The 3,238-nt window shown below is 55.7% G+C and carries 1 protein-coding gene and 1 pseudogene; both read right to left on the minus strand.

The annotated features are described in order from the left end of the window. Window positions 1–129 precede the first annotated feature (129 nt). A pseudogene (locus QMF22_RS17260) lies at window positions 130–535 on the minus strand (recombinase family protein); the annotation flags it as partial. Window positions 536–1,249: 714 nt separating this feature from the next. Next, a complete protein-coding gene (locus QMF22_RS17265; protein ID WP_283455882.1) occupies window positions 1,250–2,419 on the minus strand; it encodes a protein kinase family protein in 1,170 nt (389 codons plus the stop codon). Window positions 2,420–3,238: the final 819 nt, after the last annotated feature.

A 3,238-nucleotide genomic window follows, 5' to 3' on the forward strand; every position in this document is an offset into this window, starting at 1 on the left:
CGCCACAGATCCTGTCCATTCCCGCGACGGCATGGATCAACAAACCCACCGACAAACCCACCGAGAATGACGGGCTCGAACTAGCCGCCTAAACTCCCACTGGCCTCATTCGCCTTGACAAATTCCGTTGCGACGCTTCATGATGGAGTCGACGACACGCTCTCGCTTGATTTCGTGTTCCATCTGACCGAGTGCGGCCATGATCATGAACAGCATTGACCCCATCGGTGTCGTCGCCGTCCAAGTTGAGTACGCGAAGGCCGGCGCCGCGACCGCGGAGCTCTTCGGCGTACGTGAGCATGTTCTCCATCGAGCGGCCCAGCCGATCCAGGGTAGTGAGGACGAGAGTAAAGCCTGCTTGGAGTGCGTCGACCGCACGGTCGAATTGGGGCCGCGACGCACGAGCACCGGAAATTCATTGGTCGATGTAAAGGTCGTCCCGCCGGACTCCAGTGGCGAGGATATCGACCTGTTGCCGGTCGGTGGACTGTTGGCTCCTGGATACGCGCGCGTGGCCGATCAGTTTCGTTGTTATCGCCTCCCGGGTGTCTCACAAGCATTGGCGATTACCTCAGTTTAAGCCTGAGGTACCGCGACGTAGTTATGAGAATCGACGCGCCGCAAGATTGCGGCGAACGCGGGGGAGTCACGACATGAGCGTGAGACGCCTCGTATCTCTACGGTTCCGAGACAGGTTCAGATGTAGGACAAATCACGTGCCGCTCGTCGCGTGACAAGGTGATCTCCTGCGTCTCGTGTCCCAAAGGTTTCGAGGCACTTTGGTTAGGAGCCACCGTGCTGGATGATGTAGTTGAGCGACATCCGGAGACCACACCAGCTCGCTCAGGGACGTAGCCGTCGATTCCAACCAGGAGGTCAATTGATAGTCGAATGGGATGAGTCCTTTTTCGATGCGCAGCAGGAAGAGGCGTCGGTCTACTGGGTCTGCTTCTGGACTGGCGACGACATCGAACAACCTGCGCGACACGATCCGCAACGGATTACGGGTGCCACATCAATCGAAGAAGTCCTAACGTGGCTGAACACGACAAAGGGTGAACGGCGGTACGAGTTGTTTGTGGAGCCCCCCGGCCAAACTGAGACGCGCGACCTCGGTAGGAACTCCTACCGAAGCCTCATTCGTCTCGCTGGCGACTTCCTGCCTGGGGGAACCACGTTCACGATTAGCCTCACCCGGCCGTAAGCGAATTCCGTGTGATTCGTCAAGTGCCCAAGAACGGTTATGAAATCACGCCGGGGCGTCGGTTGGCGTTGCCTCAAGCATCTCGACATCAGCGATGAGTTCTAGTGCGGTCTCATATCGAGCCGAAGTTTCATGCGAAGCGCACTTCTGAACTATGCGTCCTACTTCATCGACGCCTGACTTCAACGATTCTCGACCTGTGAAGAGGTACGACAACACAAAGGCGATGGCGTACATCTCGTTAGTGACGGTGTAGTCCTTGAAACTGTCGAGTGCTGGATCGCGAATTGTTCCACGCATTTCAGTCTGCGTTCGAGTGAATTCGGACGACTTGTCTTTCACCAGCCCGAAGTCAGAGAGCTTCACTATCACCGCTCCACTCTCGTAGACCTTCATGAGCACGTTTTGGAGACTAATATCTCGGTGCAACAAGCCCTTGGTGTGAATGTAGTTGAGTCCGTATAGGAATTGCAGGGCAATGCGCTTTCGCGACGAGAACGAAAGTGTGGCGTTGCGCTTCAAAATATAGCCACGTAGAGTCTCTTCACAAAACTCCATCCGATACTCACTCGCGTCCTCGTCGTACTTATACACCTCAACGATGTACGGGAAGCTCAGCCGCTTCATCACCTCGAATTCTTGCTTGAAGCGAGCTCGATCCCGGTCGTTGATTCCACGCTTCGCACGTTTCACGGCGAATTTGATGCCATAGTCGGGGTCCACGTATGAGTAGACATTTGCGTACGAACCTTCACCGGCCATCTTCAGCTCGATTGGAGACTGCTGTTTTTTCAATTTCACCGTGGTGCCCGGGATGGTGAGGATGCCTTCGTGCTTGACCACGTCGATCAACTCAAAGTCCTCGGGCACTTGACTCCCACTGCTGCGAGACAGCCAAGGCTCGCATCGCTCAATCGCTTGCTGGTAGTTGTCAGCCAGAGTAACTTCAACTCCTGCTCGCCTTAAGTCATGTAGATCCTGATTCAACTCCTCGATAAGCGCAATCAAATCGCGGCTCGGGTCCGCCCAATAGTGGTGAGTGGTTTTCGCACGATCATTGATGGCTGCGAAGTGCTTGTTCAACCGCTGGTGAAGGACGGCGAACATGTAGCCGAGCGTGGGGTCCTCGTATAAACGAGTGAAGGCAGGGGTCGCAACTTGTGCGTCGTACTTTGTTCTTAAATCGGCCAACAGCAGCTCAGTCGGGTTCGGCATTCAAAGCCTCCGGCTCTGGGCCAACGGGCTCTCCGTCGTCGGCTCACGCTAACAGACCGTCAGGACGAAGCCGTTCTCGGTGGCCCGTTAGCGGACTTGACCGATTCTTGGGAAATGGCCATGCTCATATGTCGAGACCCTAGGGACATGAGACATCGATGGCCTGTAAGACTCGGTGCTGCCAATTATCTTCAGGGATCAAATCACGATCTTGGGCCGCCGCCGCGGGCCTCCAGAATCACTATCCGCGTGACGCCTGTATTGGAATGGCCGCTGAGTGTCGAGACTGCTTGCAACTTAGGGTGTGCGCGAACGTTTTCGACCAGCGACTCAAATTCGAACACCAACAACCGTGATGCCTAATCAAGCAATTCACTTGCGTGCACTCCTCAATCAGATGGGGACTTCGGTCTTCCATGACAGCCGCCTCTCGATAACCAACCGAGGTATCTAAGGCAGCGAGATCGGCCGACCCAATAGAGTCGAGACCATGACTCAGATCCCCGCCGCTAGCGTTCCCACGACAACAGTAGACGCCGACACTTCCGTGGACGACGTCGATGAGGCTGACGCCGTCCCGCGGAAGGTGGAGCCAATCACATACTTCGGCACAGAATTTGACGTTCATGGTCTGGTCCGCCGGTTCAATCAACGCGCCATCATAGTTCCCACTTTTGACCCGAATGCCGACTCGGAATTTGTCAAGGCGAATGAGGCCAGTGGGAGTTTAGGCGGCTAGTTCGAGCCCGTCATTCTCGGTGGGTTTGTCGGTGGGTTTGTTGATCCATGCCGTCGCGGGAATGGACAGGATCTGTGGCG

Source organism: Cryobacterium sp. PH31-L1, from assembly GCF_030063145.1.
Taxonomy (GTDB): domain Bacteria; phylum Actinomycetota; class Actinomycetes; order Actinomycetales; family Microbacteriaceae; genus Cryobacterium.